The sequence below is a fragment of the Nocardia heshunensis genome (genome assembly GCF_054782115.1).
This window is the reverse complement of sequence record NZ_BAAGTC010000025.1, coordinates 85,549-100,080: the sequence shown is the minus strand read 5'-3', so window position 1 is coordinate 100,080 and position 14,532 is coordinate 85,549. Positions and strand designations below refer to the sequence as shown.

The 14,532-nt window shown below is 68.2% G+C and carries 18 protein-coding genes; 11 read left to right on the top strand and 7 right to left on the bottom strand.

Annotation, left to right across the window (positions count from 1 at the left end; all coding sequences use genetic code 11):
- Positions 1–435 precede the first annotated feature (435 nt).
- Positions 436–1,821: an ATP-binding protein gene (locus tag ACYVN4_RS39910; RefSeq protein ID WP_460728684.1), complete on the bottom strand. Its 1,386-nt coding sequence runs from the start codon at positions 1,819–1,821 to the stop codon at positions 436–438.
- A gap of 89 nt (positions 1,822–1,910) precedes the next feature.
- On the bottom strand, positions 1,911–2,600 hold the full coding sequence (locus ACYVN4_RS39905; RefSeq protein ID WP_460728558.1) for a response regulator transcription factor: 690 nt from the start codon (positions 2,598–2,600) through the stop codon (positions 1,911–1,913).
- A gap of 332 nt (positions 2,601–2,932) precedes the next feature.
- Between ACYVN4_RS39905 and ACYVN4_RS39900 the strand changes: the two genes are divergently transcribed.
- From ACYVN4_RS39900 to ACYVN4_RS39880, 5 genes are read left to right on the top strand one after another with little or no spacing between them, the layout of a single operon-like run.
- Positions 2,933–6,067, top strand: a complete 3,135-nt coding sequence (locus ACYVN4_RS39900) for a sensor histidine kinase (RefSeq protein WP_460728556.1) — start codon at positions 2,933–2,935, stop codon at positions 6,065–6,067.
- Entirely contained in the window at positions 6,064–6,474 is a 411-nt protein-coding gene (locus ACYVN4_RS39895) for a roadblock/LC7 domain-containing protein (RefSeq protein WP_040812791.1), read from the top strand. The genes ACYVN4_RS39900 and ACYVN4_RS39895 overlap by 4 nt, the downstream gene beginning before the upstream one ends.
- A gap of 11 nt (positions 6,475–6,485) precedes the next feature.
- Positions 6,486–6,863 (top strand): DUF742 domain-containing protein, encoded by a 378-nt coding sequence (locus ACYVN4_RS39890; RefSeq protein WP_326306162.1) that lies wholly within the window; start codon positions 6,486–6,488, stop codon positions 6,861–6,863.
- Entirely contained in the window at positions 6,844–7,572 is a 729-nt protein-coding gene (locus ACYVN4_RS39885; protein WP_460728554.1) for a GTP-binding protein, read from the top strand. Before ACYVN4_RS39890 ends, ACYVN4_RS39885 begins: the two co-directional genes overlap by 20 nt.
- A 12-nt stretch (positions 7,573–7,584) precedes the next feature.
- Positions 7,585–8,409, top strand: a complete 825-nt coding sequence (locus ACYVN4_RS39880; protein WP_460728552.1) for an MHYT domain-containing protein — start codon at positions 7,585–7,587, stop codon at positions 8,407–8,409.
- A 3-nt stretch (positions 8,410–8,412) separates the two neighbouring features.
- Here the strand turns inward: ACYVN4_RS39880 and ACYVN4_RS39875 are convergent, their stop codons facing one another.
- Positions 8,413–9,207 (bottom strand): VOC family protein, encoded by a 795-nt coding sequence (locus tag ACYVN4_RS39875; RefSeq protein ID WP_460728550.1) that lies wholly within the window; start codon positions 9,205–9,207, stop codon positions 8,413–8,415.
- A 154-nt stretch (positions 9,208–9,361) separates the two neighbouring features.
- Here ACYVN4_RS39875 and ACYVN4_RS39870 point away from each other — a divergent pair, with 154 nt between their 5' ends.
- The gene (locus ACYVN4_RS39870; RefSeq protein ID WP_460728548.1) at positions 9,362–10,390 is read left to right on the top strand and encodes a DUF1906 domain-containing protein; all 1,029 of its coding nucleotides are present in this window, start codon (positions 9,362–9,364) and stop codon (positions 10,388–10,390) included.
- Between the two features lie 325 nt (positions 10,391–10,715).
- The gene (locus ACYVN4_RS39865) at positions 10,716–10,940 is read left to right on the top strand and encodes a hypothetical protein (protein WP_379359938.1); all 225 of its coding nucleotides are present in this window, start codon (positions 10,716–10,718) and stop codon (positions 10,938–10,940) included.
- Here the strand turns inward: ACYVN4_RS39865 and rpmF are convergent.
- The 3 genes from rpmF to mrf are packed head-to-tail and all read right to left on the bottom strand — an operon-like array spanning position 10,937 to position 12,730.
- Complete coding sequence (gene rpmF, locus ACYVN4_RS39860; protein WP_460728546.1) at positions 10,937–11,110, bottom strand: 50S ribosomal protein L32; 174 nt, start codon at positions 11,108–11,110, stop codon at positions 10,937–10,939. The two genes, ACYVN4_RS39865 and rpmF, sit on opposite strands and share 4 nt — an antisense overlap.
- Before the next feature lie 2 nt (positions 11,111–11,112).
- Positions 11,113–11,397, bottom strand: coding sequence for a type B 50S ribosomal protein L31 (locus tag ACYVN4_RS39855; RefSeq protein WP_460728544.1), 285 nt, complete (start codon positions 11,395–11,397; stop codon positions 11,113–11,115).
- A 4-nt stretch (positions 11,398–11,401) separates the two neighbouring features.
- The gene (gene mrf, locus ACYVN4_RS39850) at positions 11,402–12,730 is read right to left on the bottom strand and encodes a ribosome hibernation factor-recruiting GTPase MRF (RefSeq protein ID WP_460728542.1); all 1,329 of its coding nucleotides are present in this window, start codon (positions 12,728–12,730) and stop codon (positions 11,402–11,404) included.
- Positions 12,731–12,841: 111 nt separating this feature from the next.
- Between mrf and rpmB the strand changes: the two genes are divergently transcribed.
- Genes rpmB through rpsR form a run of 4 tightly spaced genes read left to right on the top strand, consistent with a single transcriptional unit; the run spans position 12,842 to position 13,854 of the window.
- A complete protein-coding gene (gene rpmB, locus ACYVN4_RS39845) occupies positions 12,842–13,078 on the top strand; it encodes a 50S ribosomal protein L28 (RefSeq protein WP_460728540.1) in 237 nt (78 codons plus the stop codon).
- A gap of 10 nt (positions 13,079–13,088) precedes the next feature.
- The gene (gene rpmG, locus ACYVN4_RS39840; protein WP_379359948.1) at positions 13,089–13,259 is read left to right on the top strand and encodes a 50S ribosomal protein L33; all 171 of its coding nucleotides are present in this window, start codon (positions 13,089–13,091) and stop codon (positions 13,257–13,259) included.
- A gap of 1 nt (position 13,260) precedes the next feature.
- Entirely contained in the window at positions 13,261–13,566 is a 306-nt protein-coding gene (gene rpsN / locus ACYVN4_RS39835) for a 30S ribosomal protein S14 (protein WP_460728538.1), read from the top strand.
- Positions 13,567–13,599: 33 nt separating this feature from the next.
- Positions 13,600–13,854: a 30S ribosomal protein S18 gene (gene rpsR, locus ACYVN4_RS39830; protein WP_011211513.1), complete on the top strand. Its 255-nt coding sequence runs from the start codon at positions 13,600–13,602 to the stop codon at positions 13,852–13,854.
- Between the two features lie 86 nt (positions 13,855–13,940).
- Here rpsR and ACYVN4_RS39825 read toward each other — a convergent pair whose 3' ends face one another.
- The gene (locus tag ACYVN4_RS39825) at positions 13,941–14,501 is read right to left on the bottom strand and encodes a LysM peptidoglycan-binding domain-containing protein (RefSeq protein WP_460728536.1); all 561 of its coding nucleotides are present in this window, start codon (positions 14,499–14,501) and stop codon (positions 13,941–13,943) included.
- Positions 14,502–14,532: the final 31 nt, after the last annotated feature.

The following is a 14,532-nucleotide window of genomic DNA, read 5'->3' as shown; positions in this document are numbered from 1 at the left end:
GCGCCCGCGGAAAACGACTGCGCCGCATCGAATCCCGGCGCACCGGGTACGGGCGCGGCAGGGGCGGCAGGCGCCGCCGGGGGCCGCGGGGCGGAGAAGCCGTCGAAGGGCTGGGAACCGGCGTCCGGGGTGGCCGCGCCGGTGGTGTCGCGCTTGGGCAGGCCGGACGCGGTGGTTTCCGGTGCGTCGGCGGTTCGAGGCGAATCGGCCGGGGCCGCGGGCGCGGTGAAGGGCACATCGCCCGCGGGCGGGTTCGGCTGGGCAGTCCCGGCAGCAGCGCCCTCGGTTCCTGCGGCGTTGCCTTCGGGCTCGGTGCCCTGCTTGTTCGAATCCTCGGTCATTTCTCGTTTTCTCCTCGAGTCTCGTCGCCAAGCCTGGCGGGAACGACTGAGAGTGGACTGAGACCGTGCTTGCTTTTAGCCGAGCTTTCCGGGTTCAGTTGTCCGCCACGACGGAATGCGGTGGTGCACCTTCTCCTGGCAGCACGATACGGATCAAAGCGCCCCCTCGGTCGGAAGTATCGATGTTGATGGTGCCGCCGTGTTTGGTCACCACCTGCTTGACGATGGCCAGGCCCAGGCCCGAACCGGGCATGGAACGCGACGCCGTGGTGCGGTAGAAGCGTTCGAACACCAGCTCGCGTTCGGCGGGCGGGATGCCGGGCCCGGCGTCGTCGACCGCGAATTCCAGCAGGCCGCGGCCGCTCTCGCGCATGGTGACGAACACCTTCGCGCCCTCGGGACTCCACTTGGCGGCGTTGTCGAGCACATTGAGCAGTGCGCGTTCCAGTCCCGGTTCGTCGCCGTAGATGAACCAGGGCCGCAGCTTGGCGTCGAATTCGATGCCGGTGCGCCGCCGCCGGACTCGCTCGAGCGCCCGCTCGGCCACATCACCGAGGTCGATCTGCTCGTAGACGGTCTCCGGGGCGTCCTCGCGGGCGAGGTCGACCAGATCGCCCACCAGCGTGGACAACTCCTCGATCTGGGCCATCACATCCGAGCGCAGCTCGGCCATGTCCTCGTCCGGAATGCGGGGTGCGCCCGGCCGCGAGGAGGCGATGAGCAGTTCCATATTGGTGCGCAAAGACGTCAGTGGCGTCTTCAGCTCATGCCCGGCGTCGGCCACCAGTCGCCGCTGCCGTTCCCGGGATTCGCCGAGGGCGCGCAGCATGGTGTTGAAACTCTCGGTGAGCCGGGCGAGTTCGTCGTCGCCGGTGACCGGAATCGGGGTGAGGTCGTCGGTGCGGGCGATGCGTTCGGTGGCCGCGGTCAGGCGCGCGATGGGCCGCAAACCGGTGCGGCCCACGGTGGTTCCGGCCGCCGCGGCCACGATGACCCCGCAGCCGCCGACCACGAACAGCAGCCACGCCAGCCGGTCGAGCACCTCCTTGGTGGGCTGCAGCCGCTGCGAGACCACCAGGGTGGACCCGGAGTGGGTGCGCCGCGCCAGCACCCGCTGATCGCCGACGGTGCGCAGCGAGGAGCCCAGCTGGCCGGTCGCGACCGCCCGCTCCTGATCGCCGATGGGCGGCAGCGTGGTCTGCGGCGGCACGTACTGCGACTGGTCCGGGAAGACCAGGGCCACACCGACATCGCTGGTGTACAGCCCGACGAACACCAGCGACTGGAAGCCGAGGCTGTCGAGGTTGTTGTCGATCATCACCGAGGCGCGGGCCCGCAGTTGCGAATCCACGTCGGCGTACAGCGAACGCGCCACCATGGCGTAGGCGGCGATGGAGGTGAAGGCGACGGCGACGGCCACCACGGAGGCGGCCAGCAGGGTCACGCGCCAGCGCAGTGACACCGATCGGGTCAACGGCATGGGCGGCCGCAGTTCGGCCGTCTCCGTACGGGACCCGAGTCCGGCGACCACCGGCCGCCGGGGAACGGTTCTACCCACGAGCTCGGCTCCTACGGCGGGGTCTCGCGCAGCACGTAGCCGACGCCGCGCACGGTGTGAATGAGACGAATTTCGCCGTCGGCCTCGGTCTTGCGGCGCAGGTAGCCGATGTACACCTCGAGCGCATTGCCGGAGGTGGGGAAGTCGTAGCCCCAGACCTCTTCGAGGATGCGGCTGCGGGTGAGCACCCGGCGCGGGTTGGCCATCAGCATTTCCAGCAGCGAGAACTCGGTGCGGGTGAGGCTGATCGGGCGTTCGCCGCGGGTGACCTCGCGGGTGACCGGGTCCAGCGACAGGTCGGCGAAGCCCATGGCCTCGGAGGCCGGGTCGATCGGATCGTTGGCGGTGCGGCGCAGCAGGGCGCGCAATCGGGCCAGCAGTTCCTCGAGCGCAAAGGGCTTGGGTAGGTAGTCGTCGGCTCCCGCGTCCAGTCCGGCAACGCGTTCGGAGACCGAATCCCGTGCGGTGAGTACCAGAATCGGCAGATCGTCGCCGGTGCTGCGGAGGCGACGGCACACCTCGAGGCCGTCGAGGCGGGGCATCATGACGTCCAGGACGAGGGCGTCGGGTCGCTGACCGGCGGTCTTCTCCAAGGCGTCCAGACCGTCGACCGCGAGGTCGACGGTGTACCCGTTGAAGGTCAGCGAACGACGCAGCGATTCCCGCACCGCGCGATCGTCGTCGACTACCAGAATGCGCATGGCAACCAGTCTGCCCACAGCGACTGAGAGGTGACTGAGAAGGTCCCCTCCGACACGCCGAGCGGCTCGAGCAGGTGACCTGCGGGTTTTTCGGACGGCCGCCCCGACATGGTTGGAGTGTCACCCAAATCCGCACGAAAAACGTTGCGGGAAGGGCGCATTCGGAAACTAAACCAGCGAGTCGCCCGAATTGCCGTTACGCAGCTCACGCGGTATGTTGCAGGCCGTAAAAGAAGACCTCTAGTTGGTTCTGCGTGGGTTCGACCCCAAAGCCGTACAACCGCATACGTACCCGGGGGTCACTCGTGAAAAGCGGAGGCAACGGAAGCGGGATGGAAGCAGCACCCCGGTCGTGGCAATTCAGCCTGTCCAACTGGCCCGTTACCCGCAAGGTCGGCATCGTGCTGGTGCTCCCGGTGCTCCTCGCCGCGACCTTCGCGGTACTGCGCATCAACAGTGAATTGCAGACCATTTCGAAACTGAGCGCGGCGACCGAACAGATGGACGTCATGCGCTCGTCGGTCAAATTCGTCACCGCCACCAATGAACTCGCGGTCGCCGCCATCACCGGCGGCAACGAGGACTCCGACCCCGCACTCGACGCGGCCACCACCAAGTTCGATCAGGCGCAGGCCGAATTGGACACCGTGCTCAAGTCCTCCAACGCCGATCCCGGTGTGGTGAAGGAACTGGGCACCTCGGTCGCGGTCGCCAAGACGATGCGCAACAGCCTGCGCACCAGCTCTCCGCAAACCATCGGCGATCAGGCCGACGAGGTCCAGACGCGAGCCCAGAACGCACTTACCAACGCGCCCACCGTCGGTGACCTCCGGGTCCAGCAATCCTTCCTGCAGTTCGGTGCGGCGCTGACCGCCGCGCGGCTGCTCACCCAGGAGCGGGTCATGCTCGCGGTGCCGGGCGCGGGCAACAACCCGGCGCTGCGCACCAAGCTGCTCACCGCCATCGGTGCCGAGATCACCATGATCGAGGTGTACCGCGGGCTGGCGCCCGAGGCGGCGGTGAACGCCAACACGCTCAAGGACAATGCGGGCACCCGTGTCGGCATCCTGATGCAGAACGTGCCCGACGCCGGAACCCTGCCCGCCATGCAGGATTCGTTGCGCAGCAGCGCCGACGCCTACGACAAGGAAACCTCCGGCGTCGCGAACTCCATGGACGGCAAGCTGTCCCAGCTCACCACCGAGGCCCGCAACAACGTGCTGCGCGATACCTCGATCGTGATCGGGATGCTGCTGGCCGGTCTGGCGCTCGCGCTGGTGGTGGCCCGCTCGCTGGTCGTGCCGGTCCGGCGCCTGCGGCGAGATGCCCTGCAGGTGGCCCACATCGACCTGCCGCAGGAACTCGAGGTGGTGCGCGCCGGCGGCGCGACCCCCGAGATCAGCCCGGTCGACGTGCACACCACCGAGGAGATCGGGCAGCTGGCCCGAGCCGTCGACGACATCCACGCCCAGGCGCTCCACCTGGCCGCCGAACAGGCGCGGCTGCGCCTGCAGATCGGCAACATGTTCGAGACCCTCTCGCGCCGTAGCCAATCCCTCGTCGAGCAGCAGTTGAGCCTGATCGAGGAACTCGAGCGCGACGAGGACGACTCCGAGCGGCTGCAGTCGCTGTTCCGCCTCGACCACCTCGCCACCCGCATGCGCCGCAACGGCGACAACCTGCTGGTGCTGGCCGGAACCGCGCTGCGCCGTGGCCATCTCGCGCCGGTGCCGCTCTCGGACATGCTGTGGTCGTCGGTCTCCCAGGTGGAGGACTACCAGCGCGTCGAGATCGGCACCGTGCCCGACGGCATCGTCGCCGGTGAACCGGCCGTCGACATCGAGCACCTGCTGGCCGAGCTGATCGACAACGCGCTGCGCTACTCCCCGCCCACCACCCCGGTGGCGGTGTCGGTGGCGCGTGCGGTGGACGGCGGCTACCTCATCGAGATCACCGACCGCGGCCTCGGCATGAACGCCGAGGACCTGCAGGGCATCAACGACCGCCTGGCCTCCGGTGGCGAGGTCAATGTCGAGACCGCCCGCCGCATGGGTCTTTTCGTGGTCGGCCGCCTGGCCAAGCGGCACAACATCACCGTGAGCCTGCGCCGCACCTCGGCCATGGTGCAGCAGCCGGGCATCACCGCCAGCGTGCACCTGCCGGGCAGCCTGGTCTCGCCCGCGCCGGAACGCGGCGGCGACCCGACCGGGCAGTACGCGGTGCCGACGGCACTGCCGGTGCCCCCGGCCGCGATGGCCTCGGGTCCCATCCCGATGAACGCCGGAATGGGTTCGGGGCCGATGCCGTTCGCACCGGTCGGCATGCCCGCGGGGCCGAATTCGGCGCCGCAGCCGGTGATCACGCCGCCGCGGCTGACGCCGGTGCCCAACCCGCCCGAACCGGCCCAGCCCGCGGCCACCACCACCGGGCGCTTCACGACCACCAGTTCCGGCCTGCCGCAGCGCAAGCCGGGCCCGGACACCGGGGAACAGCCGGTGCTGCCGGTGCTGGCCCGGCGCGAACAGCAGACCCAGGATCGCTTCTCCGACGGTTTCACCGATGTGTTCACCGCACCGGACGAGGCCCGCGCCTACGGCCTGCCCGCATTGCGGCCGGAATCCGGGACAGTGCGACCGGAATCGGTGACAGTGCGGCCGGAATCCGAGGCCGCACCCGCGCCCGCGGAGCTGGACTTCTGGGGTGAGACCGGGACCGCCGAGCCGGACGAGCAGCAGCCCGAACCGGTCACCCCGATCACCGCGGGCGGGCACAGCTCCGGATACGTCTTCAGCGCCGAAGCCGAAAGTGCGGGCAGCTCGTTCGGCAACGGCTACAGCGCCTTCGGCACCGGCGAGCACCCCGTGGCCCGTCCGACCGAGAACGGCTATGTCGTCGGCCCGGTGACTCCCGTGAACGGTGCCGCCGAGCGCGGAGGTGTCATCGAACGCAACGGTGACGTCGACCGAAACAGCGACGTCGAACGCACCGCACCCCGTGCGATCGTCGCCTTCGACAACAGCCCGGCCCCCGTCGGCAACGCCGCCAACGGTATTCGCGGCACCGAGACCGCACCCGCCGCGCCGCAGCCGACCGCCCCGGCGGTCGCCCCGCGTCCGGCGGGCGAGGCCCCGACGCCGATCTTCCAGCGCATGGTCTCCGAGTGGCTGGTGGAACCGGCCGCCGCGGAACAGGATCGCGCTGCACAGGACGCCGCGGAGTGGTCGTCGAGCTCGGACGCCGGCTGGGCCGCGGCCGAGGAAGCGGCCAACCCGACCACCAGTAGTCGCACCCAGGGCGGGCTGCCGATCCGGCAGCCCGGCGCCCAGTTGGTGCCCGGCGCCGTCGCCCAGGAGGACGACGGCGAAGGCCGCAATCCGGACGAGATCCGCAACAGCCTGAGCAGGCATCTCAGCGGCGTCCGCTCCGGACGGGCAGACTCCCAGTACAACGACGGAGGGTATGCATGACCGACACCCAGAGCACCACCACGGATGAGAACCTCAACTGGTTGGTCACTCGCTTCACCCGGGAGGTGCCGGGCGTCTCGCACGCCGTCCTGGTCTCCGCGGACGGTCTGCTCCAGGCCACCAGCCCGCACCTGCCGTCCGATCGCGGCGAGCAGCTGGCCGCGGTGACCGCCGGTCTGGCCAGCCTGTCCGCCGGTGCCGCACAGCTTTTCGAGGGCGGCAAGGTAATGCAGTCGATCGTCGAGATGCAGCGCGGCTACCTGCTGGTCATGAGCGTCGGCAATGGCTCGCACCTGGCGGTGCTGGCCAACAAGCAGCACGACATCGGCCGCATCGGCTACGAGATGGCCCTACTCGTCGACCGGGTCGGGTCCGTGGTCTCGGCCACCGCCCGCACAGCCTCCTAGATGAGCCGCCCATGACCAATCCCCTTGGCGGTGGCGGTAACCGGCCACCGACCACACGTGTTCGTCCCTACGCTCTGACCAGCGGTCGCACCGAGCCGGCAGTGGATCTGCCGCTCGAGGCGGTCGTCGAAACGCTGTCCTACACCGCACATTTCGATTGGCCCGCCGGTGACGTGCGCACCGAGATCCTGCGACTCGGCACCGCGCGGCTCTCGGTCGCGGAGATCGCCGCGCACCTGGGACGTCCGCTGGGCATGATCCGGGTCGTGATCGGTGATCTCGTCGTTGCCGGAACCCTGCGCGTGCATTCCACCTTGAGCGATCAGGCGACCTTCGACGAGCGGCGATCTTTGATGGAGAGGACCCTGCATGGACTCCGCGCCCTTTGACCGCGGAGGGTACCCGGGCGGCCCGCACGGGGCCCCCGCGTACACGACCGGGCAGGCTCCCGCGTACACCACCGGGCAGGTTCCGGCGTATACGACCGGGCAGTTCCCGATCCCGCCGCGACTCGGCGAGGAGGCCCGCACCGCCTCGACCAAGATCGTCGTAGCGGGCGGATTCGGCGCGGGCAAGACCACTTTCGTGGGCGCGGTCTCGGAGATCGTGCCGCTGCGCACCGAGGCCATGGTGACCGGCTACTCCGACGGGGTCGACGACCTCGCCGCCACGCCGGGCAAGGAAACCACCACGGTGGCCATGGATTTCGGGCGCATCATCCTGCCCGGCAACCTGGTGCTGTACCTGTTCGGCACGCCCGGGCAGCGCCGGTTCTGGTTCATGTGGGACGACCTCATCAAGGGCGCCATCGGCGCGGTGGTGCTGGTCGACACCCGGCGCATCGAGGACAGCTTCGCGGCCGTGGACTTCTTCGAGGCCAAATCGCTGCCGTTCCTGATCGCGGTCAACCGTTTCCCGGACGCGCCCCGCTTCCCGGTCGCGGAACTGCGTGAGGCGTTGAGCGTGCGCGACGGCGTCCCGATCGTGGACATCGACGCGCGCGATCCGGTCGAGGTTCGCCGATCATTGGCCGCCGTCACCGAATACGCGATCGAGAGGCTGATGGCGGCGCAGCGCGAAAACGCCGCCCGGGGCTAGGGGGACAACCGGATGATCTATTTCTCGATGGGCTACTGGGTCCTCCTGCTGGCGCTGATCGTGTCCTTCGCGGGCGCGGCGTGCGGGCTGGCCTGCATTCGCCAGTCGACCAAGTCGGTGACACAGAAGTTCCGGCTGGTGTGGCTGTTCGTGGCGTCCATTTCCATCGGCGGCGTCGGCGTGGCCATGCCGATCTTCGTGTCGATGCTGGGCTTCGACGTGAAGGGCAGCCAGCTGCGCTACGACAACCTGTCGATCACGCTGTTCTCGGTGGTCGCGGCGGCCACGGTGCTGATCGCCATGCTGCTCAACGGCAAACGACTGGTGTGGTGGCGGCTGCTGGTCGGCGCGGCACTGATGTCCCTGGGCTTCGGCGGCGTCCATCAGTTGCTGCTGAGCGCGATTCGCATCCAGGGCAGCGTGGACCAGTCGCTGGTGTCCACGGTCGCGGTGTACGTGATCGCGTTCGTGCTCTCGGCGCTGACCCTGTGGTTCAGCCTGTGGGTGTCGTCGGTGCCGCTGGTGCTCCTCGGTGCGCTCGTCTACGCGATTCTGGTGACCGGCATGCACTACGCCGGGCTGACCGGGCTGCAGGTGCATCTGGATCCGACCCGGGCACAGCCGCAGGGGAACGTGCTGTTCAACTTCTTCGTGCCGTTCTTCATCGTCGGCACGCTGTCGCTGGCGATTCCGATCACCGCCATCCTGGTCGCGCCGGACCGCCGGGAGACGCGGGCGCCGAGCGCGCCCCCCGAACCGCCGGTCGCCCCGACACTGCACAGCACCTCGCTGCAGGCGGCCTCGCAGCAGGCCGCGGCCTACAACGGCCGACGCTGACTCTCAGTCGGCGACAGCCACGGACGTCGTGGGGTCGAGCAGACCGAACAGTTCGCCCTGGGGCGCGGCCATGATGGCCATCCGCCCGAACGGGCCGTCGGTCGCGGACATCAGTACGGTCGCGCCCAACTCGACCGCACGGGTCAGCCCGGAATCGATGTCCTGGAACTGAAACCAGGCCAGCCAGTACGGCTGGGCGGCGGCCACGCCGTTCACGCTGTCATCGTTGATGCCGCCCACCGCCTCGCCGCCGCCCGGCGGGGTGAAGGTGGCGTATCGCATGTTCTCGTCATCGAATTCGGTGAAGGTGAACCCGAACACCTCACCGTAGAAGCGCTTGGCGGCATCCAGATCGCCGGTGTGCAGATCGTTCCAGACGTAGGAGCCGTGCTCGTTGTACACGGCGGCACCGTCGTGTGCGCGCGCCTCCCACACCGCGAAGGGTGCGCCCGAGGCGTCGGCGGCCACGAACATGCGGCCGAACTCCATCACGTCGAAGGCCGGGACCAGCAGCGTGCCACCGGCCGCCGTGACCTGCTCGGCGCTCTTGTCCGCGTCTGCCACAGCGAAATACGTGGTCCACACCGACGGCACCCCGTCCTCCGGCTTGGGTCCGATGCCCGCCACGGCCTGCCCGTCCCGTAGTGCCATGAGATAGCCGCCGGAGTCCTCCCCTCCCCCTTGCATATCCCACCCGAACAACTCTCCGTAGAACTCACCGGCCTTGACCGGATCATCGACCTGGCAGTCGACCCAACACGGCGTACCGGGCGGCCAAGCCTCATTGCGTACAGGCATCCCACATCTCCGTTTCTGAACTATTCGTGACGCAGCTCACAAGTAGCCCCAGTCAACCACTCCGCCAAGGTGGTCGCGGGCGTTCGGCGGTGTCCCCGTTCGGACTTTCGAAATGGCTCACACCTGGCGTGTCGGGCGAATTACAGTGGGTGGCATGCGTTTCGGGCTGGACTACGCCGCAGGTCGGCCCGCTCCCAGTGCCATTCGCGCGGCCGGGTACGACTTCGTCGTCCGGTATCTGTCCGATGGCGGGCCCACGCTGCCGGGCAAACTTCTCACTCCCGCCGAAGCGGACGATCTGCGCGCACACGGTATTTCGATCGTCTCGAACTGGGAGACCACGGCCGCACGCATGCTCGACGGCTACGGCGCGGGCGTGACGGACGCGCATTCGGCGCTGGCGCAGGTGCTGCGCTGCGGCGGGCGGGCGGATCGGCCGATCTACTTCTCCGCCGACTTCGACGCCACCCCGCAGCAGCAGGTGCCGATCAACGACTACCTCAACGGGGCCGCCGATGTGCTGGGCCGCGCGAATGTCGGTCTCTACGGCGGCTATTGGCCGGTGAGCCGGGCCCTGGACGCCGGGACCGCGACCTGGGCGTGGCAGACGGTGGCCTGGTCGGGCGGCAATGTGGATCCTCGGATCGCGTTGTTCCAGACCGGCGAACAGGTGACGGTCGACGGCGTGCCCTGCGATGTGAACCAAACCGACCGGGCAGATTTCGGTCAATGGGATGTGAACACGGAGGAACCGGACTTGACACCCGAACAGGACGAAGTGCTGCGCGATATCCAGACCCAGCTGCGCGGCCCCGGCCTCAGCGGCTGGCCGCAACTGGGCACCGACGCACAGGGCCACCACCTGACCGTCGTGGACGGCCTGGCGGCCGCCCTCACCAAGATCGACGAATTACGCACCGAGATCAGCGATCTGGAGGCCACGACGGCCGAACTCCGCAGCGAGCTGAACCGGGTGTCCGCACAGCATCGCTGGCCGTTCCCCTTCTCCTTGGTGGAGGGTCCGGCCACCGCCGTCGCGGACCAGTTGGCAAAGCTCGAGCAGTTGCTGCCGGGCGTGCCGTTGCCGGGCTGGGGCACCGGACCCAACGGGGATTCGGGCAAGTCCGGCGAAAGCGGACAAGCTCCGGTAGCTGCGCCGCCGAAAGCCCCATCCGGCAACTGAACTGGGTGAAATGTCGGATTTTCTCCGGAATGCGAAAAGCGGCCACGCGGCCCGCGAACGGTACGGAAACCCTTGCTGAACTGGCCCTGAAGTGGCGATGAGCGGGTTCTTCTGTAATCAGAAGAACCCGCCCTCAAGGCACGAGGATACCGCCGCCAGGCCACGAGTTCACAACTTTAGGAAGACTTTTTCGCACTCCCGAAACAATTGGACGTCCGGTTCACCGATCCGCAACACTCGGGCAGATCTCTGGTGGGACAGCAACTTCGGGGTTATTGTCGGCGTCGTCCGATCTCTTGCTCAGTTCCAGATGAAGGAGGCTCTCGTGGCCGTCAGCGTGGTACTCGACAAAGCTCTCGACAAGGCCTATGAGACCAAGACCGTCGATGAACTCCTGGCCGCGCCGCCCTCGGCGCTCGCCGGACTCACCGAGAAGCATGACGCCCAGCTGCTCGAGGCGCTCGGCGTGAAGACCATCGCCGACCTCGGCAAGAACAAGTACTTCCGCCTCGCCGCCACCCTCGTGGACCTGGCGGCCAAGGAAGGCTAGAGCTTCGCCGGATCGATCAGGCCGCGCTGCACCGCCCTGGCGAGGCGGCGCGGCACCTGATACTCCACTCCCCCAACCTTGACCGGAATCAGATCCGGCACCGTCGCCTTCCACTGCGAGCGGCGGCTGTGGGTATTGGCGCGTGACATTCTCCGCTTCGGAACGGCCATGCTCAGTTCTCCCTGTCGATCGTCGAATTCGTGCCGCCGCGAACGCGTTTGCCGTAGCGGCGCTCGAACTTCTCCACCCGGCCCGCGGTATCGAGCACGCGCTGATTGCCGGTCCAGAACGGATGCGAATCCGAGGTCACATCCACCACCAGCAGCGGATAGGTATTGCCGTCGGCCCATTCGATGGTGCGGGTGGAGACCGCGGTGGAACGGGTCAGGAAGCATTTCCCGGTGCTCACGTCCTGGAAGACCACCGGATGGTAGGCGGGATGGATTCCCTGTTTCATCACTTCACCTTTCGTTGTTGCGGGTAGCGCCGTCGCCCGCGGGCGTGGATCTGGTGGTGTCGCACGGCTCTTCGTGCTGATCGCCGAACGGGTCCGGCCACAGGGCGACCCGTTCCGGCGCGAAACGCACCTGCCGCAGTTCGTCCTCGTCGACCAGTGCCCAGTGCAGGGCGTGGCGGATCTCGTCGGCATCGGCGTCCGCGACCAGGATCACCAGCGAGGTGTGCCGGTCGCCGAACTCCTCGCGCCAGCGCAGCCAGGCCATGGCGCGGCGTTCCCGCCAGCGGCGGTCGCCCTCCGCGTCGGCCTCGTCGAGTTCCCCGGATGTCATGGCGGCCAGCCACTTTCCCGCCCCGCCGACCCGCAGCCCGCCACCGGCCGACTCCAGCCACACCACCTCGTCGGGCTGGGTCGCGAGCCACACACGGCCCTTGGCGCTCACCACGCCGTCCAGCAGCACGTCGATGGCCGAGTGCAGGCGGTCGGGATGAAACGGGCGGTCGGTGGCGAATTCCAGCAGTGCCACACCGCAATCCGGCGTCAGCGGCGGCTGCCCGGCCAGCAGCGGCGCGTGCGGATCGAAGGGCACGCCGCGGCGGGCGTCCTCGGGCACCCGGCGCAGCAGCCAGGTCAGGTCGTCGGCGTCCAGAGCGTCGGGACCGTGGACCCAGGCGACCGGGGCGCGCGGAGTGAGCCGGGCCAGCACGGCGGCCGTCCGCTCCCGATCGAAGAGATCGGCCCCGCCGTCGAAAGCCACCACGGCGTCGGCGAATTCGGCCTGACCGACGGCGAGCTGCGCGATGGTGCGCTCGTCCTCCGCGGTGGCGTGGCCGCGCTCGGCGAGGGTTTCGTCGCCGGTGGCGTCGGCCAGCCAGTCGCGGGCGTCGACACAGGTGAGCACGGCATCGATGCGCACGCTGCGTCCGGCCGGGCCGTCCACGCGGCCGACGACACCGGTGACCTCCACGTCGGTGATGGCCTGGCACACCGCTTCCGCCTCGAAGGCCGGGTCGAGCGCGAGCACGATGCGACGCACCGAATCCCGCGCGGCGAGCAGACACAGGAACGGCAGCAGATCGGCGCGCAGCGTGCAGGAGACGCAGCCGTGCGCGAGTTCCAGCACGGTGATGCTCTCGCGGCCGCCGATGCGGACGATGCGGCGCACCACGCCCTGCCGCAGTTCACGCAGATCGTGGCGGACCACGACGGTGCCGGACTCGGCCCCGAGCAGGCGGGCGGCCCGGTCCACACCGTCGGCGGCGCGGCCCGGGAGTCCCGCGAGGACGAGTACGGGCTTGCGTTGGGACGATCCCGGGTTGCTGTGGAACGGCACCACTCCCCCTTTCGACAATGATTTTCAATTACCGGAGAGTCAATGTACCTTGGAATAAGTTCGTTGTCGAAAACGATTGTCATGAACATGTAACCCGGGAAGGGAGTGCCCATGTCGGCCATCTGCCAGGTCACCGGCCGCAAGCCGGGCTTCGGCAAGTCCGTATCGCACTCGCACAGGCGGACCAACCGGCGCTGGGACCCCAATATCCAGCGCAAGACCTACTACCTGCCCAGCGAGGGCCGGCGCATCACGCTGACCGTCTCCGCCAAGGGCATCAAGACCATCGACCGCGACGGGATCGAAGCGGTCGTGGCGCGCCTGCGGGCGCGTGGCGAGAAGATCTGAAAGGGAAGCAATGGCATCGAAGTCGACCGATATCCGGCCCGTCATCAAGCTGAAGTCCACCGCCGGAACGGGTTACACCTATGTCACCCGCAAGAACCGGCGCAATGATCCCGACCGGATGGTGCTCAAGAAGTACGACCCGGTCGCACGTCGGCACGTCGATTTCCGCGAGGACCGGTGACATGGCGAAGAAATCGAAGATCGTCAAAAACGAAGAGCGCAAACGGATCGTGGCCCGCTACGCCGAACGGCGGGCGGAGCTGAAGGCGATCATTCGCAAGCCGACCAGCGACGATGCCGAGCGGATCGCCGCTCAGGCCGCCCTCGCGAAAATGCCCAGGGATGCCAGTCCGGTACGATTGCGCAATCGGGACGCCGCGGACGGACGCCCGCGTGGTCATCTCCGGAAGTTCGGCCTCTCGCGTGTGCGGGTACGCGCGATGGCCCATCGGGGAGAGCTGCCCGGTGTACACAAATCGAGTTGGTAAAGCATCCACATTCGTGAGTGAGGAACCGCTGACATGGCAGTGAAGCGAGCACCGTCGAAGAAGGTCCGCGCCGAGCAGGCCCGCCGCCCGAAGAAGAACCCCCTGATCGCCGCCGGCATCGAGACCGTCGACTACAAAGACGTGAACCTGCTGCGCACGTTCATCTCCGACCGCGGCAAGATCCGGTCGCGCCGGGTCACGGGCCTGACCCCGCAACAGCAGCGCCAGGTCGCTGTGGCGGTGAAGAATGCCCGAGAGATGGCTTTGCTGCCGTTCACGAGCCGGTAAGCCCGTAGGGACGAAAAACGAAGAGGCTCCGATGCTTTCGCATCGGAGCCTCTTTGTTCATCCCAAAGTACTTGGCACGATGCCGATTACGGGATGGTCAGGACCTGGCCGACGTCGATGGCGTCCGGGTTGCTGATGCCCGAGGCGTTGGCGATTTCCTGGTAGCGGTTGCCGTCGCCGTAGAAGCGCTCGGCGATGGCCCACAGGGTGTCGCCGGGCTCGACCGTGTAGGTCTGGGCGGCGGGCGGCGGCGGGGGAACCTCCTCGACCGCGGCGGCCTGGGTCTGGACCGGCTCCGGCGCGGGCAGCGGGTTGTCGGTCTTGGTGTCGGAGGCCCACAGCGCGCCGCCGTCGGAACCGTAGAGCACGACGTTGCGGTCGGCCTGAACCACCAGGCGGTCCGCGCTCTTGCCGTTGGTCTCGGTGGACCAGGCGGCGCCGTCCTCCTTGTAGAGGACGAAGTTGCCGTCGTCCTGCAGGGTGGCCCGGACGACGCCCTGGCCATTGGTCGCCGAGGCCCACACGACATTGCCGTCCGGTTCGGTCAGGACCAGGTTGCCATCATCTTGCAGAGTCAGAGTGTAGGCGCCGCCTTGCAGCGACTCTCCACGACCGAGTTCTTCGCCGACCTTCAACGAGTCGCCCACGGTATGTCCTTTCGGGAGGGGAGATCATGAG